The 21300-nt window shown below is 70.4% G+C and carries 22 protein-coding genes; 7 read left to right on the top strand and 15 right to left on the bottom strand.

Annotation, left to right across the window (positions count from 1 at the left end):
• Nucleotides 1-13: 13 nt before the first annotated feature.
• Nucleotides 14-1678 carry an alpha-amylase family protein gene (locus ACW9J6_RS10040; RefSeq protein ID WP_457116327.1) on the bottom strand — a complete coding sequence of 555 codons (1665 nt, stop codon included), beginning with the start codon at nt 1676-1678 and terminating at the stop codon, nt 14-16.
• A gap of 271 nt (nt 1679-1949) precedes the next feature.
• Between ACW9J6_RS10040 and urtA the strand changes: the two genes are divergently transcribed.
• From urtA to urtE, 5 genes are all read left to right on the top strand, one after another.
• A complete protein-coding gene (gene urtA, locus ACW9J6_RS10045; RefSeq protein ID WP_457116328.1) occupies nt 1950-3236 on the top strand; it encodes an urea ABC transporter substrate-binding protein in 1287 nt (428 codons plus the stop codon).
• A gap of 332 nt (nt 3237-3568) precedes the next feature.
• Nucleotides 3569-5164 carry an urea ABC transporter permease subunit UrtB gene (urtB, locus tag ACW9J6_RS10050; protein ID WP_457116329.1) on the top strand — a complete coding sequence of 532 codons (1596 nt, stop codon included), beginning with the start codon at nt 3569-3571 and terminating at the stop codon, nt 5162-5164.
• Nucleotides 5165-5167: 3 nt separating this feature from the next.
• Nucleotides 5168-6316, top strand: a complete 1149-nt coding sequence (gene urtC / locus ACW9J6_RS10055; protein WP_457116330.1) for an urea ABC transporter permease subunit UrtC — start codon at nt 5168-5170, stop codon at nt 6314-6316.
• Nucleotides 6313-7107 carry an urea ABC transporter ATP-binding protein UrtD gene (gene urtD, locus ACW9J6_RS10060; protein WP_457116331.1) on the top strand — a complete coding sequence of 265 codons (795 nt, stop codon included), beginning with the start codon at nt 6313-6315 and terminating at the stop codon, nt 7105-7107. The genes urtC and urtD overlap by 4 nt, the downstream gene beginning before the upstream one ends.
• An 11-nt stretch (nt 7108-7118) precedes the next feature.
• On the top strand, nt 7119-7814 hold the full coding sequence (urtE, locus tag ACW9J6_RS10065) for an urea ABC transporter ATP-binding subunit UrtE (protein ID WP_457116332.1): 696 nt from the start codon (nt 7119-7121) through the stop codon (nt 7812-7814).
• Between the two features lie 281 nt (nt 7815-8095).
• On the opposite strand, the gene ACW9J6_RS10070 is transcribed toward urtE, so the two are convergent.
• From ACW9J6_RS10070 to ACW9J6_RS10105, 8 genes are all read right to left on the bottom strand, one after another.
• Nucleotides 8096-8632 (bottom strand): PQQ-dependent catabolism-associated CXXCW motif protein, encoded by a 537-nt coding sequence (locus ACW9J6_RS10070; protein WP_457116333.1) that lies wholly within the window; start codon nt 8630-8632, stop codon nt 8096-8098.
• The gene (gene xoxJ / locus ACW9J6_RS10075; protein ID WP_457116334.1) at nt 8629-9498 is read right to left on the bottom strand and encodes a rare earth element methanol dehydrogenase accessory protein XoxJ; all 870 of its coding nucleotides are present in this window, start codon (nt 9496-9498) and stop codon (nt 8629-8631) included. The genes ACW9J6_RS10070 and xoxJ overlap by 4 nt, the downstream gene beginning before the upstream one ends.
• Nucleotides 9498-10109, bottom strand: a complete 612-nt coding sequence (locus ACW9J6_RS10080) for a c-type cytochrome, methanol metabolism-related (protein ID WP_457116335.1) — start codon at nt 10107-10109, stop codon at nt 9498-9500. Before ACW9J6_RS10080 ends, xoxJ begins: the two co-directional genes overlap by 1 nt.
• A gap of 132 nt (nt 10110-10241) precedes the next feature.
• Nucleotides 10242-12041, bottom strand: coding sequence for a lanthanide-dependent methanol dehydrogenase XoxF5 (gene xoxF5, locus ACW9J6_RS10085; protein WP_457116336.1), 1800 nt, complete (start codon nt 12039-12041; stop codon nt 10242-10244).
• A gap of 454 nt (nt 12042-12495) precedes the next feature.
• Complete coding sequence (locus tag ACW9J6_RS10090; protein ID WP_457116337.1) at nt 12496-13440, bottom strand: quinoprotein relay system zinc metallohydrolase 2; 945 nt, start codon at nt 13438-13440, stop codon at nt 12496-12498.
• A 20-nt stretch (nt 13441-13460) separates the two neighbouring features.
• Nucleotides 13461-14237 (bottom strand): ABC transporter ATP-binding protein, encoded by a 777-nt coding sequence (locus tag ACW9J6_RS10095; protein WP_457116338.1) that lies wholly within the window; start codon nt 14235-14237, stop codon nt 13461-13463.
• Complete coding sequence (locus ACW9J6_RS10100; RefSeq protein WP_457116339.1) at nt 14218-14952, bottom strand: ABC transporter permease; 735 nt, start codon at nt 14950-14952, stop codon at nt 14218-14220. Before ACW9J6_RS10100 ends, ACW9J6_RS10095 begins: the two co-directional genes overlap by 20 nt.
• A gap of 90 nt (nt 14953-15042) precedes the next feature.
• Entirely contained in the window at nt 15043-16029 is a 987-nt protein-coding gene (locus ACW9J6_RS10105) for an ABC transporter substrate-binding protein (RefSeq protein ID WP_457116340.1), read from the bottom strand.
• A gap of 243 nt (nt 16030-16272) precedes the next feature.
• On the opposite strand from ACW9J6_RS10105, the gene ACW9J6_RS10110 reads away from it, so the two are divergent.
• Nucleotides 16273-16650 (top strand): 4a-hydroxytetrahydrobiopterin dehydratase, encoded by a 378-nt coding sequence (locus ACW9J6_RS10110; protein WP_457116341.1) that lies wholly within the window; start codon nt 16273-16275, stop codon nt 16648-16650.
• A gap of 6 nt (nt 16651-16656) precedes the next feature.
• On the opposite strand, the gene ACW9J6_RS10115 is transcribed toward ACW9J6_RS10110, so the two are convergent.
• Nucleotides 16657-16878, bottom strand: a complete 222-nt coding sequence (locus ACW9J6_RS10115; protein WP_457116342.1) for a hypothetical protein — start codon at nt 16876-16878, stop codon at nt 16657-16659.
• A gap of 163 nt (nt 16879-17041) precedes the next feature.
• On the opposite strand from ACW9J6_RS10115, the gene ACW9J6_RS10120 reads away from it, so the two are divergent.
• Nucleotides 17042-17476: a CHRD domain-containing protein gene (locus tag ACW9J6_RS10120; protein ID WP_457116343.1), complete on the top strand. Its 435-nt coding sequence runs from the start codon at nt 17042-17044 to the stop codon at nt 17474-17476.
• 12 nt (nt 17477-17488) lie between these two features.
• On the opposite strand, the gene ACW9J6_RS10125 is transcribed toward ACW9J6_RS10120, so the two are convergent.
• The 5 genes from ACW9J6_RS10125 to folP form a co-directional block, all read right to left on the bottom strand.
• Nucleotides 17489-18835, bottom strand: coding sequence for a PQQ-dependent sugar dehydrogenase (locus ACW9J6_RS10125; RefSeq protein ID WP_457116344.1), 1347 nt, complete (start codon nt 18833-18835; stop codon nt 17489-17491).
• On the bottom strand, nt 18832-19299 hold the full coding sequence (locus ACW9J6_RS10130; RefSeq protein WP_457116345.1) for a DUF2231 domain-containing protein: 468 nt from the start codon (nt 19297-19299) through the stop codon (nt 18832-18834). The genes ACW9J6_RS10125 and ACW9J6_RS10130 overlap by 4 nt, the downstream gene beginning before the upstream one ends.
• Before the next feature lie 84 nt (nt 19300-19383).
• Nucleotides 19384-19860: a 2-amino-4-hydroxy-6-hydroxymethyldihydropteridine diphosphokinase gene (gene folK, locus ACW9J6_RS10135; protein ID WP_457116346.1), complete on the bottom strand. Its 477-nt coding sequence runs from the start codon at nt 19858-19860 to the stop codon at nt 19384-19386.
• A complete protein-coding gene (gene folB, locus ACW9J6_RS10140; RefSeq protein WP_457116347.1) occupies nt 19857-20222 on the bottom strand; it encodes a dihydroneopterin aldolase in 366 nt (121 codons plus the stop codon). The genes folK and folB overlap by 4 nt, the downstream gene beginning before the upstream one ends.
• Nucleotides 20222-21061 (bottom strand): dihydropteroate synthase, encoded by an 840-nt coding sequence (gene folP, locus ACW9J6_RS10145; protein ID WP_457116348.1) that lies wholly within the window; start codon nt 21059-21061, stop codon nt 20222-20224. Before folP ends, folB begins: the two co-directional genes overlap by 1 nt.
• Nucleotides 21062-21300: the final 239 nt, after the last annotated feature.

A 21300-nucleotide genomic window follows, 5' to 3' on the forward strand; every position in this document is an offset into this window, starting at 1 on the left:
AGACCTCGCACACTCACACCTCGCTGCGCTTGAGGAGATAATCGAGCCCGCCGACCCGGTACCAGCGGTAGCCGTAGCCCTCGAGGAGCACGCAGTGGCGGTCCTTCTCGTCCGCGCGGCTGCGCTGGCCGGTGAGGAGGTCGATGAGGTGGCGGCCCTCGCCGTCGAGGCCGGTGGCGAACCGGATCTCGACCGGCTCCGCCGCGAGGTTGTGCAGGCACAGCACCGCGTTGTTGCGCCAGTCGTAGCGCAGGCCCAGCACGCTCTCGGCGCCGGTCTCGATCACCACGAAATCGCCCCAGCCGATCTCCGGCACCTCCTTGCGCATGCGGATGATGCGCTCCATCCAGTTGAGGAGCGAGTTCGGGTCGGGGCGCTGCGCCGCCGCGTTGACGTGCGGAAATCCGTAGGGGCCCGAGGCGATCACCGGCCGCACCGGCCGCTCGCTCAGGGTGAAGCCGGCCTCCGGCTCGTCCGACCACTGCATCGGCGTGCGGGCGCAGTCGCGCTCGGGCAGCGAGAGGTCGTCGCCCATGCCGATCTCGTCGCCGTAGCGCAGCACCGGCGTGCCCGGCAGCGTGAACATCAGGCTGTAGGCGAGTTCGAGCCGGCGGCGGTCCCCGCCCAGCATCGGCGGCAGGCGGCGGCGGATGCCCCGGCCGTAGAGCCGCATGTCCTCGTCGGGCGCGAAGGCGGCGAAGACCACCTCCCGCTCCGCGTCCGGCAGGCGGCCGAGGTCGAGTTCGTCGTGGTTGCGCAGGAACTGCGCCCATTGCGCCGCGGCCGGCCGCGGCCGGGTCTTCTCCAGGCAGGCGACCAGGCGCTCCGTCGTCCCGGTCGCGAGCGCGTGGAACAGGCCCTGATTCACCTGGAAATTGAACATCATTTGCATGCGGTCGGCGTCCTGGCCGAAATAATCCAGGTCCTGCCGCGGCACGACGTTGGCCTCGGCCAGGATGATGGCGTCGCCCTGGCGCCACTGGAGGAACTCCCGCAGGTCGCGCAGCATGCCGAACTGCTCCTTCGGCGCGCCCGTCACCTCCGGCCCCTTCTCGGCGATCACGAACGGCACCGCGTCCATGCGGAAGCCCGAGACGCCGAGCTGGATCCAGAACCCCATGATCTTCAGGATCTCGGCCTGCACCGCCGGGTTGGCGGTGTTGAGGTCGGGCTGGAAGTCGTAGAAGCGGTGGAAGTAGTAGGCGCGCGCCGCCCGGTCGTAGGTCCAGGTCGAGGTCTGCACCCCCGGGAAGACGACCCCGCTTTCGGCGTTGGCGGGCTTCGTCTTCGACCAGACGTACCAGTCGCGGTAGGGCGAGTCCGGGTCCTGGCGGGCCGATTGGAACCAGGGATGCCGGTCCGAGGTGTGGTTGACCACGAGATCGATGAGCACCCGCAGGCCCCGCTGCTTGGCCGCGTGGGTGAAGGCCACGAAGTCACCGAGCGTGCCGTAGCGCGGATGCACGCCGTAATAGTCGCTGACGTCGTAGCCGTTGTCGCGCAGGGGCGAGGGCTGGAACGGGGCGAGCCATAGCGCCGTCACCCCGAGCCCGACGAGGTAGTCGAGGCGCCGCTCCAGCCCGGAGAAATCGCCGATCCCGTCGCCGTTGGCGTCCATGAAGGTGCCGACCGACAGGCTGTAAATCACCGCGTTCTTGTACCAGAGATCCTCGATCATCCGCGCCACCTCCGGCGGTGAAGCTAGGGCGCTCGCGCGGGACGCGCAGCCGCAGGAACGCGCCTGCTGCGGAAGCGGGCAAAGTGGCGTCGATTTCGGCGGGACTGCCGCGCGCACCTGCTCGCTTTCGCTGCAGGTTGCGAATCGGCCAAGCTTTCTCGGCTCCTCATCCCGTTCGAACTAGGCCTTGGGGGCCTTTCCATTTGGCACATCGTTTGCCGCGGGCAGCGCGACCTCACGCAGGTTGGGGAAGCACAGGGGAGACACCACGATGTCCTGGAAGGCATTGCTCTCGCGCGCGGCCGTCGCAGGCGGTCTCGCGCTCGGCGCGCTCGCTTCGACGGCCGCCTCGGCGCAGGAGACGATCAAGGTCGGCATCCTGCACTCGCTCTCGGGGACCATGGCGATCTCCGAGACGACGCTGAAGGACGTCATGCTCATGCTCATCGACGAGCAGAACAAGAAGGGCGGCATTCTCGGCAAGAAACTCGAAGCGGTCGTGGTTGACCCGGCCTCGAATTGGCCGCTCTTCGCCGAGAAGGCGCGCGAGCTGATCTCCAAGGACAAGGTGTCGGCCGTGTTCGGCTGCTGGACCAGCGTGTCGCGCAAGTCCGTGCTGCCGGTCTTCAAGGAGCTGAACTCGATCCTGTTCTACCCCGTCCAGTACGAGGGCGAGGAGAGCGAGCGGAACGTGTTCTACACCGGCGCCGCCCCGAACCAGCAGGCGATCCCGGCCGTCGACTACCTGATGAAGGAGGAGAAGGTCGAGCGCTGGGTGCTGGAGGGCACCGACTACGTCTATCCGCGCACCACCAACAAGATCCTCGAAGCCTACCTCAAGGCGAAGGGCGTGAAGCCCGAGGACATTTCGATCAACTACACCCCGTTCGGCCAGTCCGACTGGCAGACCCGGGTCGCGGCGATCAAGACCTTCGGCTCTGCCGGCAAGAAGACCGCGGTCGTCTCGACCATCAACGGCGACGCCAACGTGCCGTTCTACAAGGAGCTGGCCAACCAGGGCATCAAGGCCACGGACATCCCGGTCGTCGCCTTCTCGGTGGGCGAGGAGGAGCTGGCGGGCATCGACACCAAGCCGCTGCTCGGCCACCTCGCGGCCTGGAACTACTTCGAGTCGATCGACACGCCCGCCAACAAGGCCTTCATCAAGGAGTGGCAGTCCTTCACCAAGAACCCGAAGCGGGTGACCAACGACCCCATGGAGGCCCACTATATCGGCTTCAACATGTGGGTGAAGGCGGTGGAGAAGGCCGGCAGCACCGATCCGGACAAGGTCATCGCGGCGCTCCCGGGCACCAAGCAGGACAACCTGACCGGCGGCACCTCGGAGATGCTGCCCAACCACCACATCACCAAGCCGGTCTTCATCGGCGAGATCAAGGGTGACGGTCAGTTCGACGTGGTGTGGAAGACCGAGGGCCTGGTTCCGGGCGACGCGTGGTCCAAGGAACTCGATGGCTCCAAGGATCTCGAGGCCGACTGGGTCAAGCTGAATTGCGGCAACTACAACACCAAGACCAAGAAGTGCGGCGGCGCGTAGGGCGCGCTCCCCATCGATGGGCGCGGGACGTCACTCACCCGAGCTGTCCCGCGCGCTCACACGTCCCGTCCTGACCCTGCGGTCCGAGGTCGGGCGCGGTTCCCCTCTCCCGAGTGGGAGAGGGGCCAGGGGTGAGGGTGGCTCGGTCTCAGGATTGAACTCTGAGCGTCGAGCCGCCACCGGCACGGTTCCGTTTTCTTGCTGAACCCGAGCCACCCTCACCCCTACCCCTCTCCCACCCGGGAGAGGGGATCCCGTGTTCGACGTCCAACCGGTCGTTCAGGCGTCGAAAGGGGTGCGGGCGCCCCGACTTCGAAACAAACGGAACCCGAATGCGCCGCTGGATCACCCTCGTCCTCGCCCTCGCCGCGATGGCCCTCGCGCCGGTCGCCGCCCGCGCGCAGTCACCCACCGACGCCGCCTACGCGAAGCTCGCGAGCGACAATTATTCCGACATCGAGGCGGGCATCGCCGCCCTCGCGACCAGCGGTGACCCCCGGGCCGGCGCCGTCCTGAAGGCGCTCGCCGACGGCAAGCTCCTGTTCCGGGCCGAGGACAAGACGCTCGCCATCCAGGCCGGCGCTGCGGTGACCGATGCCCGCACGGGCGCCGCCGTCCCGAGCGGCGACGGCCTCAAGCCGGTGCGCGTGAACAACCGCGTCCGCCGCGCGATCGACGCCGCGCAGGGGTCGATCAACCTCCTCGCTCCCGACGCCGGCACGCGCCGCGCGGCCGCCGAGGCGGTGTTCAAGGCCCGCGACGTCGCCGCCCTGCCGGCCCTCGACGCGGCGCTCGCCCGCGAGAGCGACGCGGGGGTGAAGCGTGTCCTCGAGGAAGCCCGCGCCGCCGCCCTCCTCGCCAAGCCCGACGCGTCGGAAGGGCAGAAGCTCGCCGCTCTGGCGGTGCTCCAGGCCCGCGGCGATGGCGACGCCCTGGCGATGCTGCGCGGCCTCAAGGACAATCCCTCGGCCGCTCTCCGCGGCGCGGCCGACCGGGCGATCGCCGGGGTCGAGTTCCGCCTCGCGCTGATCGCGAACCTCCAGAACGCCTGGTACGGCATCTCGCTCGGCTCCGTGCTGCTGCTCGCGGCGATCGGGCTCGCCATCACCTTCGGCGTCATGGGCATCATCAACATGGCCCACGGCGAGATGGTGATGATCGGCGCCTACACGACCTTCCTGGTCCAGGAGGTGTTTCGCCAGAACGCGCCGGCCCTGTTTGGCTGGTCGCTGCCGATCGCCATCCCGCTCGCCTTCCTGGTCGCGGGCGCGGTCGGCATCGTGATTGAGCGCCTGATCATCCGGCACCTCTACGGCCGGCCCCTCGAGACGCTGCTCGCCACCTGGGGCGTGAGCCTGATCCTGCAGCAGGCGGTGCGCTCGCTGTTCGGCCCCACCAACCGCGAGGTCGGCGCGCCCTCCTACATGGCCGGCGCCGTCGACGTGTTCGGCCTCTCGATCACCTGGGGCCGGCTCTGGATCGTCGTCTTCGCGCTCGCGGTCTTCGTTGGTCTGAACCTGATCCTCAAGGCGACGTCCTTCGGCCTGAAGACCAGGGCCGTGACGCAGAACCGGCGCATGGCCGCCGCCATGGGCATCCGCACCCCGTGGATCGACGCCTTCACGTTCGGCCTCGGCTCGGGCATCGCCGGCATCGCGGGCGTCGCGCTCTCGCAGATCGACAACGTCTCGCCCAATCTCGGCCAGAGCTACATCATCGATTCCTTCCTGGTCGTGGTGTTCGGCGGCGTCGGCAACCTCTGGGGCACGCTCGTCGCGGCGCTGACGCTGGGCGTCGCCAACAAGTTCCTGGAGCCCTATGCGGGCGCGGTGCTGGGCAAGATCCTGCTCCTCGTCTTCATCGTGCTGTTCATCCAGAAGCGCCCGCGCGGGCTGTTCGCGCTCAAGGGCCGCGCGGTGGAGGCCTGAGGCATGACCCTCGTCGACCGGAAGGGCTGGATCTTCCTCGCCGTGCTCGCCGCCTTCGCGGTGGCGGTGCCGGTGCTCAACCTCGCCACCGCGGAGGGGTCGGCCCTCCACGTGCCGACCTACGCGGTGGCGCTGATGGGCAAGTACCTCTGCTACGCGATCCTGGCGCTCAGCCTCGACCTCGTCTGGGGTTACTGCGGCATCCTCTCGCTCGGCCACGGCGCCTTCTTCGCGCTCGGCGGCTACGCGATGGGCATGTACCTGATGCGCCAGATCGGTCCCCGCGGCGTCTACGGCGACCCGGTCCTGCCCGATTTCATGGTGTTCCTGAACTACAAGGCGCTGCCCTGGTACTGGCACGGCTTCGAGCTCTTCCCCTTCGCGGCTGTGATGGTGCTGCTGGTGCCGGGGCTGCTCGCCTTCGTGTTCGGCTGGCTCGCCTTCCGCTCGCGCGTGACCGGCGTCTACCTGTCGATCATCACCCAGGCGATGACCTTCGCGCTGATGCTCGCCTTCTTCCGCAACGACATGGGGCTGGGCGGCAACAACGGGCTCACCGACTTCAAGGACATCCTCGGCTTCAACGTGCAGGCGCAGGGCACGCGCGTGACGCTGTTCGGGCTGACCGCGCTGGCGCTGGCGCTCGCCTACCTGATCGCCCGGATCATGACCGTCTCGGCCTTCGGCAAGGTGCTGATCGCGATCCGGGACGCGGAATCGCGCACCCGCTTCCTCGGCTACCGCACGGCCCACTACAAGGTCCTGGCCTTCACGGTCTCGGCCATGATGGCGGGGGTCGCCGGCGCCCTCTACGTGCCGCAGGTCGGAATCATCAACCCCTCCGAGTTCGCGCCGGCCAACTCCATCGAGGCGGTGATCTGGGTCGCGGTGGGCGGCCGGGGCACCCTCGTCGGCGCCGCCCTCGGCGGGGTGCTGGTGAACTACGCCAAGACGCTGCTCACCGGGGCGATGCCGGACGCGTGGCTGTTCATGCTCGGCGCGCTCTTCGTGGGCGTCACCCTGTTCCTGCCGCGCGGCATCGTCGGCACGCTCGTCGAGCGGGTCGGCAGCCGCCGCGCCAAGGCCACGCTCCCCGGCCCGAAGCCGGGCGAGGTCGAACCGGCGCTCGCCGAGGAAGGACGCGGATCATGAGTGCGGCCCCCGTCCTGGAGCCCGCCACCGACCCGGTTCACGAGCGCCGGCTCACCAATGCGCTCCTCTACGTCGACGATATCAAGGTGACGTTCGACGGCTACCGAGCCCTGCGCGGCCTTTCGCTGACCCTGATGCCGGGCGAGATGCGGGCCATCATCGGCCCGAACGGCGCCGGCAAGACCACGATGATGGACTGCATCACCGGCAAGACCCGGCCCGACACCGGCACGGTGATGTTCGACGGCACGCACGACCTCACCCGCATGGACGAGGCCGACATCGCGGAGCTCGGCATCGGCCGCAAGTTCCAGAAGCCCACCGTCTTCGAGAGCCACACGGTTGCCGACAACATCCTGCTCGCCCTGAAGGGGCCGCGGGCCGCCGCCGCGTCGCTGTTCGGCTGGCGCAACCGGGTCGGGGCGGAGCGCATCGACGCGATCCTCACCACCACCGGCCTGCTGGCGCACCGGGCGCGCCCCGCCGCCGACCTGTCGCACGGCCAGAAGCAGTGGCTGGAGATCGGCATGCTGCTCGCGCAGGACCCGAAGCTCCTCCTCGTCGACGAGCCGGTCGCCGGCATGACCGACGCGGAGACCGAGGCCACCGCGACGCTCCTTCGCGGCATCGCCCGCGACCACGCGGTGATCGTGGTCGAGCACGACATGCACTTCGTGCGCGCCCTCGACTGCCGCGTCACCTGCCTGCACGAGGGCGCGGTGTTGGCCGAGGGCTCGATCGATTCCGTCTCGGCCGACCCGCGGGTGGTCGAGGTCTATCTCGGCCGCTGAGGGACCCCGCGATGCTTACCGTCGAGGCGATCGACCTCCATTACGGCGCGGCGCAGGCCCTGCGCGGCGTCTCCCTCACCGCCGAGGTCGGCAAGGTCACGGCCGTGCTCGGCCGCAACGGCGTCGGCAAGACGTCGCTGATGCGCGCCATCGTCGGCCAGCAGCCGGTCTCGAAGGGGGCCGTCCGGCTCGCGGGCGAGGACATCAGCCGCCTCGCCCCCTACGACCGGGCGCGCCGGGGCGTCGCCTTCGTGCCTCAGGGTCGCGAGATCTTCCCGCTGCTGACCGTCAAGGAGAATCTGGAGACCGGATTCGCGCCGCTCAAGCGCCGCGACCGCCACGTGCCGGCGGAGATCTACGACCTGTTCCCGGTGCTCAAGGACATGCTGTGGCGCCGCGGCGGCGACCTCTCGGGCGGCCAGCAGCAGCAGCTCGCCATCGGCCGCGCCCTCGTTACCCGGCCGCGCCTCCTGGTGCTGGACGAGCCCACGGAGGGCATCCAGCCGTCGATCATCAAGGATATCGGCCGGGCCATCGACTACCTGCGCGGCAAGGGCGAGATGGCGATCGTGCTGGTCGAGCAGTATTTCGAGTGGGCGCGGGACCTCTGCGATTCCTACGCGGTGATGGACCGCGGCCAGGTGGTGGAGGCTGGGAAGCGGTCGGAGATGATCGAGGCGCAGGTGCGGCGCTGGCTGTCGGTGTGAGGTCGATGCGGGCGGCTATCCTTCCGGATGTCGTCGCGACGCGTTTTGCCCAGATTCCCCTTTTCCGGGCCCATGCAGCGTCAGCGGAATGCGACCCGGAAACCAGCGCGAGACTCCGCGAAGCGTCCGTATGACCGATGGCGTTGCGGGAAGTCGGAGCCGCTCCGCGGCGAGTCTCGCTCTGGTTTCCGGATCTCCTTCCGCTGACGCTTCAGTCGTCCGGAAAAGGGGAGGGTGAGTGGAGGGCAAGGCGTCGAACGTGCTGCCTCAAGCATCCTCTCTCACGGCGCCTCCGGCTCCAGCCGCTCCAGTGGCAGCGCCGCGTCGCTCCAGCCATCCGCCCCGTCCGGGTACCAGATCACCTGGCTGTAGCCGTAGGAGACCGCGCGCTTGGCGCCGTTCCACGACATCCAGCAATGGCGCAGGCAGAAGAACACCAGGGGCTTCGTCGTGTCGCCGCCGGTGAGCCGGTCGAGGGAGCGCCGGAAATAGGCCTCCGTCTCGGGGGCGAGCGCGCCGAAGCCGGTATTGGCCAGCCAGTGGGCGTGCGGGATGCTCTCGTGCGGCGGGTCGCGCCAGAGCGTGCCGGGCGGCAGGGACGCGGGCTTGGGCGGTCGGGGCATGAGGTCGACGAAGGGCACGCCCTCGCGCCACAGCCGCTCCGCCTCCTCGGTCGTCACGACGCGGGCGCCCGCCAGCGTGGCGGGCGTCGGCGCGCGGAGGTTCTCCTCCCGGTAGCCGGAGGGCTCGGGCGGCGGGGGCGCGGCGGCGGAACCCGTCGCCGCGAGAAGCAGCGCGAGGAGGAGGGTTCCCCTCACGGCTTGCGGCTGTCCGCGCGGGCGGCGTCGAGGGGCCGGTTCTCCTCCTCGTCGAGGAGCGGCACCGCGTAGTCGCGCAGCACCTTCTCGATGTCGGCCCGGCGCTTGCGCAAGACCGTGTTGAGGGTGCGCTTCCACTCGTTCTCATTGATCCGCACGCCCATGGCGATGCGGTAGGTGAGGGGAGGGCGGTCGGGCTCCTTGAGGAGCGGCACCACCTCCATCGGCACGCCGCTCTCGCGGGCGAGCCAGCCGGCCGCCGGACCCCACAGGATGGCGGCGTCGAGCCGCTTCTCCGCGAGGTCGCCGACGATCTGGGCCGAGGCCGTCTGGTAGGTGTTTGCCGGATCGAACTGGTAGGGCGGGTAGGGCCGCATCCCGCCGACGAGGCCGACCTCGCCCATCCGGTTGACCGGCGGCGTCCCGGCCACGACCCCGATCGTCTTGCCCTTGAGGCGCGGATCGTCGAGGGCGGTCACGCCCGGCAGGTCGCCCTGCCGCGAGACCAGCACGTAGGCCGAGCGGTAGTACGGGTTGGTGTTCTGGACGAGCTCGCTGCCGAACGCCGAGCCGATGATGACGTCGCAGAGCCCGGTGCCGAGCGTGTTGCGCACGAAGCCCGGTCCCTGCGTGAGCCAGTAGGTGCGCAGTTTCACCTTCAGCTCGTCAGCGATGATCGCCGCGATCTTGTTCTCGAAGCCCGCGCCCTTGCGGTCCGAGAACGGCATGTTGCCCGGATCGCCGCAGACCCGCAGCGCGTCGGTCGTGACGAGATCCGGGAGTTGCTGTGCGCGGGCGGTCCAGGGCCCTGCCAGGAGCGGCAGGGCCGCGAGCGCGGCCGCGGCTCTGTGCCTCGCGCGCGCCATCAGCCGCCCAGGCACTCCTTCTCGGCCTTCTTGGCGGCCTCGGGCTTGTCCTCGTGGTCGCCGGGCCGGATGCGGCCCATCGCACCGGCCGCGCGGGCGCGCAGGTAGGTGTAGATGTCGTCCGCGTAGCACATGACGTTCTTGTTCTCGCCGAAGGCCGGCATCACCTTCTGCTCGGCGGCATTCACGTCCTGCTTGCCGCCGACCAGGATGCCGATGAACTCCTCGTAGGAGAGGTGCTTCAGCGAATCCTTCAGGGCCGGGGCATAGGTCGAGCCCATGCCGTCCGGGCCGTGGCAGACGTGGCACTCCGCGTGGTAGCGCCGATACCCCGAATAGGAGTACCAGTCGTTCTTCTTGCCGTTCTCGGAGATGCGGAAGGTCGGGTGACCGTCGGCATCGAAATACTTGCCGTCTTCGTCCTTGGCCGCCTTGGCGGCGTCGAGGATCTTCTGGTCGACTTCAGCGGTCTTGTCGTTGGGGTTGAGAGAGTTGGCGAGCGCCGGCGCGGCGGGTTTCGCATCCTCAGCATATACGGCAACCGCGGAAGCGGTTGCTAGGGCGAGGCCGGCCAGGACGGACCGCAAAGCGGACGTGCTGAGGTGACGCAACGGACGTTTCTCCCTGTCTGGTGCGGAGATCCAGCGCGCGAGGCCCGGATCCCCGAGAGGCACTTCATCACAAGGAAGCCGGCGCGGGAACCCGCGCCGGCCAGACTTAAGTCCAGGTGAACCTGCGACCGATTAGTTCGGCAGCGTGAAGACGGTCAGCTGGCCGCCCAGGTTCGTGTAGTTGGACAGGGCCGCGTAGCCGCCCACCGCGCCGAGGCCGGCATTCGGGTCGGTCAGGCCGGCCGCCAGGCCGATGCCCGCCCAGCCGCCGACGCCCGACAGGACCGCGACGTGCTGCTTGCCCTTGTGCTCGTAGGTCATCACGTTGCCGATGATGCCCGACGGGGTCTTGAACTTGTAGAGTTCCTTACCCGACTTGGCGTCGACGGCCTTCAGGTAGCCCTCGAGCGTGCCGTAGAAGACCACGTCGCCGGCGGTGGCGAGCGCGCCCGACCACACCGAGAACTGCTCCGGCACCGACCACTTGATCTTGCCGTTCACGCCGTCCCAGGCGATGAAGTTGCCCATGCCGCCGTGGCTGTTGGGGGCCGGGTACATCGACAGGGTCGCACCGACATAGGGCTGGCCCGGGGTGTAGCTCACCCGGAACGGCTCGTAGTCCATGCAGACGTGGTTGGTCGGCACGTAGAACAGGTTGGTCTTGGGCGAGTAGGCCGCCGGCTGCTGGTCCTTGGAGCCCAGAGCCGCCGGGCAGATGCCCTTCGAGTTGACGTCCTCGCCGTTCTGCTCGGTCGAGTACTTGGCCAGGACGAGCGGACGACCGTAGGTCTTCGAGCTCTTGTCCATGTCGACCTTGGAGGCCCAGTTCACCGCCGGATCGTACTTCTCGGCGACGACGAGCTCGCCCGTCTCACGGTTCAGCGTGTAGCCGAAGCCGTTGCGGTCGAAGTGGGTCAGCAGGGGGGTGTCCTTGCCGCCGACCTTCTGATCCGTGAGGATCATCTCGTTGATGCCGTCGTAGTCCCACTCGTCGTGGGGGGTCATCTGGTAGACCCACTTGGCCTCGCCGGTGTCGGCGTCACGCGCCCAGACGGTCATCGACCACTTGTTGTCGCCGGGCCGCTGCTTCGGGTTCCAGGTCGAGGGGTTGCCCGAGCCGTAATAGACGAGGTTCAGCTTGGGGTCGTAGGAGTACCAGCCCCAGGTGCAGCCGCCGCCCTGCTTCCACTGATCGCCTTCCCAGGTCTTCAGCGAGGAATCCTTGCCGACCGGCTTGCCGAGCGAGGTGGTCTTCTCCGGGTTGACGAGCATCTCGTCGTCCGGACCCATCGAGTAGCCGCGCCAGACCTTCTTCCCGTCGCTCAGGTTGTAGGCCGTCACGTGGCAGCGCACGCCGTACTCGCCGCCCGAGATGCCGACGATGACCTTGTCCTTCACCGGCAGAACGGTGGCGGTGTTGGTCTCGCCCTTCTTCGGGTCGCCGTTGACGACCGACCACGCGACCTTGCCGGACTTGGCATCGAGGGCGACGACCGTGGTGTCGGCTTGGTGCAGGATGATCTTGCCGTCCGCATAGGCGAGGCCGCGATTGACCGTGTCGCAGCACATCACCGGGATCACGTTCGGATCCTGCTTCGGCTCGTACTTCCAGACGATCTTGCCGTCCTGGTTCAGGTCGAGCGCGTACACGATGTTCGGGAACGGCGTGTGCACGTACATCATGTCGCCGACGACCAGCGGCGAGCCCTCGTGGCCGCGCAGGACGCCGGTCGAGAACGTCCAGGCCACCTGCAGCTTGTTGACGTTGCCGGTGTTGACCTGGTCGAGCTTCGAATAGCGGGTGTTGGCGTAGTCGACGGTTTGCAGAACCTGCTGCGCCGGGTTGTTGATCTCCTTCAGGAGATCCTCCGCCAGAACGGGCGTAACGCCCAGGATGCCGGCACCTAACGCTAGGAGATGGACCGCTCTCATGGATTCCTCCGACAGGTGTTTGGGTGCCCCACGCCCCGGGATCGGGAGCGTGGCAGCACGGACCTGCTGCTTGCGCTTTGGGGACGTCTTATGCTTCGGCAGCGTGTCACAACAGGCTTGGTTGCTTGTCCCGGACTTGTCCTGCCGTCAGGGCATGCCGTGTTTGCGAACCGACCACCGCCCTCCCCTGGCGGCGCCGTTGGAAACCGAAGCTGAAGGAACTCTAAGAGAAAAACGGACGGCGTCAACCGGGATCGGGGCCGCCGGAGAGCGGTTCCGTCGCCGAACGGGGTGACTTAAGTATGAATTTCCCTCTGCGCTGCATTGCACAACAGAAGTTTTGCGCCGCGGCATCACCGCCTTGTGTAGCGCCCTCCTCTGCCGGTCACTTGCGATCCGGACAGAGTCAGCCGGCTTACCTCTAATCCAGGAGAGGGCCGCGAACGGTTAACCATCAGTCCCACTCGAGCTCGTGATAGGCCGTCGTGGCATTGCGAGCGTTGAAGTCACGAAACAGTGACCAATCCTTGGCCTCAGTGGCGGCCGCCGTTCCGGCCTCGCCGATCGGGCGCCCGTCGCGGATCATTGCCCGCAGGTCCGATTCCAGGGTGGCGAGGTAGCGGTCGATCGGCCCGGCGGCGGCGGGCCAGGGCACCGCGGCCGGCCCGTGACCGGGGACCACGCGGGCGGCCGGCGCTCCCCGCAGCCGGCGCAGCACTGCGATCCAGCCCTCCAGCCTCCCGTCGAGGGCCGGCACATGGCCGACGAACAGGAGGTCGCCGAGGAACCACGTGTCCGTCGCGAGGTCGCGCACCGTGAGGTCGCTGTTGGTGTGGGCGGTCGGCCAGGCCTCCAGCCGCAGGATCCGGCCGCCGAGGTCGAGGTCGCGGCTGGTCTCGACCAGCAGCGTCGGCGCGACGATGCGCGTGCCCGCGAAGGCCGGCCCGACCAGGGGCGCGTTCGACTGCAGGTAGCTGTCCGCCCGCGCCGCGAGGGCCTCCGGCAGGTTCCGGTGGCCGACGAAGGTGGTGCCCTCGGCCACGAAGGCGGCGTTGCCGAGCAGGTGGTCGGGATGGACGTGAGTGTTGATGACGTAGCGGATGGGCAGGGCGGTCTTCTCCCGCACGGAGGCGAGCAGGCGGCGGCCGGCCGCGAGGCTGCCCTCGGTGTCGATCACCGCGACCGCGTCGCGCCCGATCACGAAGCCCGCATTGGCGATCGCCCCCGCATTGCCCCGGGCCGCCAGCGCGTAGGGGGCCGCGTAGACGAAGATCCCGGGCGCGACCTCCTGCACCGGCAGGGGCGCCGCCGCCTCGACGGCGGGCGAGGCGGGTGTCTCGGCCCGTCCCGGCCCGGCGACGACCAGGAGGGCGGCGAGCAGGAGGCTGACCTTGATCATGGGAGGCTCCCGGCGGCGCGTCAGGCGGCCACGGTGTCGGGGAAGCGCGCCGCGAGGTCGCGGCGGGTCTCCTCCTGCCACGCCCGGTCGCGCTGCGCCCGCGGGGTCGCGAGCGGGATGCTGGCGGCGAGGCGCGCCGGGCGCGGCGTCACCAGCAGGAGCCGGTCGGCGACGTCGAGCGCCTCCGGCACGTTGTGGGTCACCATCAGCACCGCGGCGCCGCGACGCCGCGCCGCGCCGAACACCGCGCCGCGCAGCGCCGCCGCGGCCGCGTCGTCGAGGGAGACGAAGGGCTCGTCGAGGACGAGAAGGCGGGGCTCGACGGCCAGCGCCCGCGCGAGCGCCACCCGGCGGGCCATCCCGAGCGAGAGCTCGCCCGGGTAGCGGTCGCGCCAGGGCGTCAGGCCGAGTTCCTCGAACAGCGGGTCGAGGGGGCGGTCCCGCTCCGCCCGCGGCAGCGACAGGCGCACGTTCTGCGCGACGCTGCGCCAGGGCAGAAGCCGGGGCTCCTGGAACACCATGCCGATCCGCAGCTGCGCCGGATCCGGGGTCACGCTGCCCTCGAAGTCGCGGTCGAGGCCGAGCAGGATGCGCAGCGTCGTGGTCTTGCCCGCGCCCGAGGGGCCGATCAGGCACAGGGTCTCCCCCGCCGCGATCGTGAAGGCGAGGTCGCGCACCGCCTCGACCCGCGCCCCGCGGGCCGCGTAGGTCTTGCGGCGGATCGCGACCGAGAGGGCCGGGTCGGCGCCGATGGCGGGCTCAGCGCCAGCGGCGGACTTAGCGCCAGCGGCGGACATGGGCGTCGAGGGGCTGGAGCAGCAGGGCGTCGGCGGCGAGCATCACCGCCGTGAAGACGAGGCTGTAGCCGAACAGGGCCGCCACGTCGAAGAGCTGGAAAGAGTAGGAGATGGCGTAGCCGACGCCGTTCGGCCGCCCGAGCAGCTCGACGACCAGCACGATCTTCCAGGCGAGCGAGAGGCCGGAGCGCGCCGCGGCCACCGCGAAGGGTTCGAGCTGCGGCAGCAGCACGTGGCGGATCCAGGTGCGGCGGTCGTACCGGAAGGCCAGGGCCATCTCCTCCAGGCCCGGATCGAGACCCCGCGCGCCCTCGCGCATGATCACCGCGACGTTCGGCATCTTGTTGAGGGCCACCGCCAGGATGGCCGCGGTCTCGGTCAGGCCGAGCCAGATATAGGCCAGCACCGTGATGACCAGGGCCGGCGTGTTGAGGAGCACGAGGAGCGGCGTGTCGAGGAGCCGGTCGGCGGTGCGGGAGCGTCCGAGGAGCACCCCCAGCACCGCGCCGGTCGCCATGGCGAGGCAGAAGGAGAGCACGACCCGGATCAGCGTGATGCCCACGTTGCGCGGCAGGTCGCCGCTCAGCGTCTCGCGCCCGATGAAGGCCGCCACGGCCTCGGGGGAGGGCAGGCTGCGCGGGTCGGCGACGCGGCTCGTCACCCACCACGCCGCCAGGAGGATCAGCGCCGAGAGGGCGCGCGTCGCGAGAGCCATCCGGGCTAGGATCCTGTCCGGCGCGCGCGCGGGCGGGCCGCGGCACGGAGCCGGCCCGCCTCCCGCAGAGTCCCGCGCTCCTCGGCGGGGTCAGCCATTCGGGGCGTCCCAATACAAGCCGTCGGGCAGGGTCGTCGCGCTCCCGACGAGGCGCTCCCCCCCCAGCCGCGCCAGCACCGCGTAGAGGCGCTCGGCGTCCGCGCGCTCCGCGGCGAGCGGGCGCCGGGGAATGCCCGCCAGGAAGTCGCGCCGGAGCGCCGCGAACGTGGCCTCGTCCTGTGCCGCCATCAGGGGACGGACCGGCTGCCAGGCCGCGTCCTCGGCGGCGAGGGCCTGCTTGGCCTGACGGGAGGCGCGGGAGAAGGCCGCGAGCAGGTCGGCCCGGCGCTGCAGCAGGCTCTCGTCGAAGACGTAGCCGAGCAGCGCGATCGGCCCCTCGACCCCGAAGGCGCGGGCGATCGCCTCGGCGCCGATCAGCCGGCGGAAGCCCTTCGCTTCGAGCCGCGCGCAGAAAGTCCAGTAGAGGAGGGCGGCGTCGAGTTCCCCCGTTTCCAGCTTCTGCATCAGGAGGGGCGGCGCCCCGAAGGCCGGCCTCGCCCCGCGCTCCAGATCCAGCCCCTCCTTCTCCTGAGCGTGGGCCTTGAGGAGGAGCCAGTTCTTGTCGAGGGCACCGCCGGCGACGCCGATGCGCTTGCCCGCGAGGTCGGCGACCGAGCGGATCGGGCTGTCCGCCGCGACCATCAGGGCGCCCTCCGTCGAGGAATAGGGCAGGAAGCGCACGGGCTTGCCCTCCGCCCGCAGCCGCGCCGCCCAGAGCAGGTCCGACACGATCGTGTCGACCTGGTCACCCTGGAAGGCGATGCGGGCCGCGTCGCTGCCCGCGAGCTTCACGCTGTCGAGGGTGAAGCCCTGGGCGGCGTCGAGGCGCCGCTCACGGATCACCGCGGCCTCCCAGGTCACCGTCCCGAAGGGCAGCACCCCGACCCGGAACGGCCGGGCCGAATCCTGCGCCTTCGCCGCGCCGAGCGGCAGCGGCCAGAGGGCGGCTCCCGCCAGCAACCCGCGCCGTGAGAGCATCGCGCCCCTCCCTCGTCTGGACGGCCCGGCGGGCCGGCCTTGCCCGCGCCGGGCAGTCCCCGCCCGCGGCGGGCGGTCTTCGCCCGCGGACACGTAAGGATGGCGGCGCGATCCGTCCACCGTGGCGCGCTTGCGCGGGGCGGGGGTGCGGTCCACCATTTCGGCCATCGCGGGTCGACCGACCTTTGGGCGCGGCCGGGCCCGCGGTCACCCGTACTTTCGTCAACCGGAGGAGGAGAGCCCATGGCCGTGACCCGCGACGCGGTGCTGGATCCGAGCCAGATCGCCGAACGCCTCGCCCGCGACCTGCCCGGGTGGCATCTCGAGGATGGCTGGATCAAGCGGACCTACCGGACCAACAGCTGGAAGGGCACGCTGATGGTGATCAACACCGTCGGCCATCTCGCGGAGGCCGCCTGGCACCATCCCGACCTCACCGCCTCCTACGCCTGGGTCGAGGTGCGGCTGACCACGCACTCGGCCAAGGGCGTCACCGAGAAGGACCTCGCCCTGGCGCACAAGATCGAGGAGGTGGTGGGCTGGCAGCCGGGCCTCGCGGGCGGCGCCCTCGAAGGCACGCCGACGGACCCGCGCTTCGCCTACATCAAGTACGACAAGTAGGCGCGGTCAGCCGCCGCCGCGGATCCGCCGGCACTGGGTCTTGAGGTAGGCGGAGGTCCCGATTCCCTCGCGGACCTCCGAGCGCGCGATGATCTCCTGCCAGCCGGTGGCGCAGCCCATCTCGTTCGCCACCTTCGTCTTGAACACGTCGGTGGCGGTCGTCTCCTCGCAATCCTGCACCGCGACCGCGTTCGCGCAGATCAGCACCACCGCCAGGAAGCCGTTCATCGGGACGCTCCGCCGCCACTCTCGCGAAGGTGGGGTGCGGCCTATCGAAGCCAAGCGGGCCTGCGACCTTGGTCCGGGTCTGCGGCGCCCGCGCGGATCACGCGAAAGGGGATGCCACGCCGCGGGATCGGCGTAGACTCGGCGCTTCTCGGAGGAAACGCCCATGAACCCCCTTCTCCGCGGCCTCGCCGCCGCCCTGTCCCTCTCGCTCTGCCTCGGTGCGGCGCAGGCCGCCGGGAGCCGCGAATCGTTCCGCGCGCGGCTCGACGCGGCGAGCGAGGTGCCGGCCACCGACAGCAAGGGCACCGGCGAGGTTACGGCGACCTACGATCCGGGCACCAAGACGCTGAGCTGGAAGGGCAGCTATGCCGGCCTGACCGGCCCGGTCACGGCCGCGCATTTCCACGGACCGGCGGAGGCCGGCAAGAACGCGGGCGTGCTCGTTCCGGTCACGGCGAGCGCGAGCCCCTTCGAGGGTTCGGCGCCCCTCGATGAGGCCAAGGCCGCCGACCTCCTGGCCGGCAAGCTCTACTTCAACATCCACACGGCACAGAACCCGAAGGGCGAGATCCGCGGGCAGGTCGAGCGCGCGCCCTGACGGCGCGGCCCCTCACCGGGCGAGGGTCGCCGGCTCCGCCGCGGCGTGGGAGGCCGCGGCGGAGACCCGCCAGACCGTGCCGCCGACATCGTCCGCGATGAGCAACCCGCCCTGATTGTCGACCGCGAGCCCGACCGGCCGGCCGCGGGCCTTGCCGTCCTCGGTCACGAAGCCGGTGACGACGTCCTGTGCCTTGCCGGAGGGGCGACCGTCCGTGAAGGGCACGTAGACGACCTTGTAGCCGTTGAGCGGCTGGCGGTTCCAGCTCCCGTGCTCGCCCACGAAGGCGCCGCCCCGGTAGGCATCGGGCAGGCCGGAGGCGGGCGCGAAGGCCATGCCGAGCGGCGCCACGTGCGAACTCAGCGAGTAATCGGGCTTGATCGCCTGCGCCACGAGGTCGGGGCGCTGCGGCATCACCCGCGGGTCGACATTCGCGCCCCAGTAGCTGTAGGGCCAGCCGTAGAAGCCGCCGTCCTTCACCGAGGTCATGTAGTCCGGCACGAGGTCGGGGCCGAGCTCGTCGCGCTCGTTCACCACGCACCACAGCACCTTGGTCTGCGGCTCGAAGGTCAGGCCGTTCGGGTTGCGCAGGCCGGTCGCGAAGAGGCGGTGCGCCCCGGTCGCCCGGTCGATCTCCCAGATCGCCGCCCGGTCCTTCTCCGCGTCGAGACCGTTCTCGGTGACGTTGCTGTTCGAGCCGACCCCCGCGTAGAGCTTGGCTCCGTCGGGGCTCGCGGTCAGGCTCTTCGTCCAGTGGTGGTTGATCTGGCCGGCCGGCAGCTCGGTGAGCTGGGTGCCCGGCGCATCGATGCGGGTGTCGCCCTCCTTGTAGGGATAGCGCATCACCGCGTCGGTATTCGCCACGTAGAGGTCCGTTCCGACCAGAACCATGCCGAAGGGCGAGTCGAGGTGGTCGAGGAGGACGCTGCGCTGGGTCGCCGCGCCGTTGGCGTCGGCGCCGCGCAGCAGGGTGATGCGCTGGCCGGGCTGCTCGGGCGTGTGGGACTTCCGCTCCAGCCAGCCCATGATGATCTCCTTGGGCCGGTGAATGGGCGGGGTCGGCCCGCCGCTCTCGGCCACCAGGACGTCGCCGTTCGGCAGGACCGTGACGGAGCGCGGGTTCTTCAGGCCGGTCGCCAGCGCCTGGATCTGCAGCCCGGCGGCGACCTGGGGCTTCTCGCCCTCCTTCCAGCCCACCACCGACGAGACGTGCATGGGGGGCAGCAGGTACTGGTGGGGTGCCGGCAGCACCGGGTCCGGCCCAACCTGCTGCTGCGGATCCATGGCCTCCGGCCCGCAGGCCGCGAGGGGAAGGAGCGTCGCGCCGACGAGGGCGACGTGGAGCAGGCGAAGGCTCATGCGCGGACCTCCGCGTTCGCTCGCGTTCCGACTCCGTGGCGGTAAACCATGGCCCAGCCGCTCCAGCCGGTGACGACGAGGATCAGCACGACGGCCGCCGAGAGGGCGAGGCCGGTCGGCACCACCGACGTGTAGGCGTCGCGGCTGTGCACGAAGGCGTTCACGATCGCCAGGACCAGCGCCACCGCGTTGCCCAGGGAGTGGATCTTGGCGGGGCGCAGGCGCCGGATGCGCCGGTCGCCGGCATAGTCGATCACGCCCGCGAGCGCCGCCAGGGCCGCGAAGACGAGCCCGATGGCGAGGAGCCACGCGGAGAAATTCGCCCACTGCATGTCCGCGGTCCACCAGTAGGCGATGTCGGTGACGAGCGTCCCGACGAAGCACACGATGGGCACCGGCACCAGCATCGGGTGGATCGGGTGGCCGCTCACCGCGGCCGTGGAATGGGGAGTGTCGTCGGGCACGGTGGCGTCCTCGCCGCGGGAGCGTCCGCCCCGCGCCCGGACTACCGACGATGCGCCGAAATGTTCCTCATCGGCGCCGGGCGCTCACGATTCCGGCGTGATCCCGCTCCGGTCGAGCTTCGCCAGCGCCTCCGCCACCGTCTCGCCCCCGATCACGAGGTCGGGCGCGATCTCCGCCAATGGGACCAGCACGAAGGCGCGCTCGCGCACGAAGCGGTGGGGCAGCACCAGGCGCTCGTCGTCCACGGCGGCACCGGCGACGTGCAGCACGTCGATGTCGATCACCCGCGGACCCCAGCGCCGCGCGCGCACCCGGCCGAGCCGCGCCTCGATGGCGAGGCACGCGTCGAGGAGAGCGTGGGGCGCCAGATCCGTCTCGGCCGCCACGGCCGCGTTGAGGAACCAGTCCTGGTCCGTGTCGCCCCAGGGGGGCGTCCGGTAGAAGCGCGAGCGCCTCGTCACCGCGAGGCCCGGCGTCGCGTCGAGCGCCGCGATCGCGCGCTCCAGCATCGCCGCCTTGTCGCCGAGGTTGCTGCCGAGGCCCAGATAGGCGGTCGTCACGCCCGCGCCCTCGTGATCTCGACGGAGACGCCGTCGAGGATGGCCGGGACCGGCGCGCTCGGCTTGTCGACCCGCACGGTGATCGCCTGCAGGCGCGGGAACCGCGCCAGCGCCTCGGACGCGACGGTCTCGGCCAGGGCCTCGATCAGGCGGTAGCGCCGCCCGGTGGCGATGGCGGTGGCGAGCGCCGCGAGGTCGGCGTAGCTCACCGTGGCGGCGATGTCGTCCCGCTCCCCGGCCTCGCGCAGGTCGAGGCGCGCGTCGAGGGTGAGGTAGAAGCGCTGGCCGAGGCTCTTCTCCTCCTCCAGCACCCCGTGATGGGCGAAGACGGCGAGGCGGTGGACGAGGATGCGGTCCGTCATCAGCTCCGGTCCCGCCGCAGGATGGCGTCGATCACCTGGCAGGCTTCGACATGGGCGCGCACGTCGTGGGCGCGCAGGATGTCGGCGCCGAGCGTCGCCGCGACCGTGTGGGCGGCGATCGAGCCGAACAGCCGGTCGGCCGGCGCGGTGGCGGTGTTGTGGATGCGCCCGAGCAGCGACTTGCGCGAGATGCCGACCAGGATCGGGAAGCCGAGGCCGCGCAGCTCCGGCAGGCGCCGGACGGCGTCGAGATGCTGCTCCCAGCTCTTGCCGAAGCCGATGCCGGGATCGAGCACGATGTCGCGCTCGGGAATGCCGGCCTGCGCCGCGATGGCGAGCGAACGGTCGAAGAACCGCTTCATCTCGTCCACGATGTCGAGGCTCGGGTCGGGGCTCTCGCGGTTGTGCATGACGATGACCGGCGCCCCGTGGGCGGCGGCAACGCGGGCGATGTCGGGCTCGCGCTGCAGGCCCCAGACGTCGTTGACGATGCGGGCGCCGGCCTTGAGCGCAACCTCCGCGGTCGAGGCCTTGTAGGTGTCGATCGAGATCGGCACCGGGCAGTGCGGGGCGACCGCCCGGAGGATCGGCAGGATTCGGGCCTGCTCCTCCTCCGCCGGGACCGGCGTGTGGCCCGGCCGGGTCGATTCCCCGCCCACGTCCAGGATGGCGGCGCCCTCGCTCACCAGGGTGGCGGCCTGGGCCTCGGCGGCCTCCTGGCTCTGGAAGCGCCCGCCATCCGAGAAGGAATCCGGGGTGACGTTCAGGATGCCCATGACCAGCGTGCGGCGCCCGAGATCGGGCAGCAGGGCGGCGAGGGCGGAAGACGGCGCGGACACGGGCACCTCGGCGGCAGTGGCGCGGGCGGGTCTCCGCGCTTACGCCGGATCGCCGCCGGGGTGCAACGGCGCCGCCCCCACCCGAGCGGAGGATTGACGCCGGGCGCGACTCGGGCCAGGAGCCCGTGCATGACCCGCCGCCTTCCCACCGGATCGTATTACGCGCCGCTCCCCTGAGCGGTGGTGCGCGTCATGCCCAGCCGCTGCGTCGTCGGCGGCTCGCACCCTACAGGATGACC

The organism is Methylobacterium sp. JK268, assembly GCF_054052225.1.

Coding starts and splice junctions, on each gene's coding strand:
- ACW9J6_RS10040 (WP_457116327.1), bottom strand. CDS start 1,678: ATGATCGAGGATCTCTGGTACAAGAACGCGGTGATTTACAGCCTGTCG.
- urtA (WP_457116328.1), top strand. CDS start 1,950: ATGTCCTGGAAGGCATTGCTCTCGCGCGCGGCCGTCGCAGGCGGTCTC.
- urtB (WP_457116329.1), top strand. CDS start 3,569: ATGCGCCGCTGGATCACCCTCGTCCTCGCCCTCGCCGCGATGGCCCTC.
- urtC (WP_457116330.1), top strand. CDS start 5,168: ATGACCCTCGTCGACCGGAAGGGCTGGATCTTCCTCGCCGTGCTCGCC.
- urtD (WP_457116331.1), top strand. CDS start 6,313: ATGAGTGCGGCCCCCGTCCTGGAGCCCGCCACCGACCCGGTTCACGAG.
- urtE (WP_457116332.1), top strand. CDS start 7,119: ATGCTTACCGTCGAGGCGATCGACCTCCATTACGGCGCGGCGCAGGCC.
- xoxJ (WP_457116334.1), bottom strand. CDS start 9,498: ATGGCGCGCGCGAGGCACAGAGCCGCGGCCGCGCTCGCGGCCCTGCCG.
- xoxF5 (WP_457116336.1), bottom strand. CDS start 12,041: ATGAGAGCGGTCCATCTCCTAGCGTTAGGTGCCGGCATCCTGGGCGTT.
- ACW9J6_RS10090 (WP_457116337.1), bottom strand. CDS start 13,440: ATGATCAAGGTCAGCCTCCTGCTCGCCGCCCTCCTGGTCGTCGCCGGG.
- ACW9J6_RS10095 (WP_457116338.1), bottom strand. CDS start 14,237: ATGTCCGCCGCTGGCGCTAAGTCCGCCGCTGGCGCTGAGCCCGCCATC.
- ACW9J6_RS10100 (WP_457116339.1), bottom strand. CDS start 14,952: ATGGCTCTCGCGACGCGCGCCCTCTCGGCGCTGATCCTCCTGGCGGCG.
- ACW9J6_RS10105 (WP_457116340.1), bottom strand. CDS start 16,029: ATGCTCTCACGGCGCGGGTTGCTGGCGGGAGCCGCCCTCTGGCCGCTG.
- ACW9J6_RS10110 (WP_457116341.1), top strand. CDS start 16,273: ATGGCCGTGACCCGCGACGCGGTGCTGGATCCGAGCCAGATCGCCGAA.
- ACW9J6_RS10115 (WP_457116342.1), bottom strand. CDS start 16,878: ATGAACGGCTTCCTGGCGGTGGTGCTGATCTGCGCGAACGCGGTCGCG.
- ACW9J6_RS10120 (WP_457116343.1), top strand. CDS start 17,042: ATGAACCCCCTTCTCCGCGGCCTCGCCGCCGCCCTGTCCCTCTCGCTC.
- ACW9J6_RS10125 (WP_457116344.1), bottom strand. CDS start 18,835: ATGAGCCTTCGCCTGCTCCACGTCGCCCTCGTCGGCGCGACGCTCCTT.
- folB (WP_457116347.1), bottom strand. CDS start 20,222: ATGACGGACCGCATCCTCGTCCACCGCCTCGCCGTCTTCGCCCATCAC.